This is a genomic window from Pseudomonas sp. SIMBA_068 (genome assembly GCF_046534705.1).
Classification (GTDB): domain Bacteria; phylum Pseudomonadota; class Gammaproteobacteria; order Pseudomonadales; family Pseudomonadaceae; genus Aquipseudomonas; species Aquipseudomonas putida.
In genome coordinates, this window is record NZ_JAWRYI010000107.1 from 1 (window position 1) to 386 (window position 386).

General features: G+C 60.1%; 1 protein-coding gene. It reads right to left on the bottom strand.

Annotated features, from left to right (window positions below; all coding sequences use genetic code 11):
* The coding region (locus SB756_RS28385) for an immunoglobulin-like domain-containing protein (RefSeq protein WP_410912821.1) at positions 1-386 on the bottom strand (386 nt) is incomplete at both ends.

A 386-nucleotide genomic window follows, 5' to 3' on the forward strand; every position in this document is an offset into this window, starting at 1 on the left:
AGCTCCGAATGGTTGTTGATCGGCAGACCGTCTTTGTTGGTCAGCGTGATGGTGTAGGTGATCTCGCCACCTTCGGTCACCGAAGGCGTCGCGGTCAGCTTGGCCACCACTTCGTCGATGGTGTCGGTCACCTTGACCGAAGCATCACCGCCCAACTGCAGGTTTTCGAAGGCCGCACCGGTAGCGTCTACCGCCGACTTGATGCCCAGGCTGATTTCGCCAGCGTCTTGGTAAACGTCGTCACCTTGCGCGTCGTGAGCATACGGCTCGCTCGAGGTCTGACCGGCCTTGATGGTCACAACCGCGTTATTGCTCAGGGTCACGACCAGGTCGTGGGCCAGGGCGGTGTTGATGTGCACGGTGAAGGTCGGTTTGACGTTCTCGGC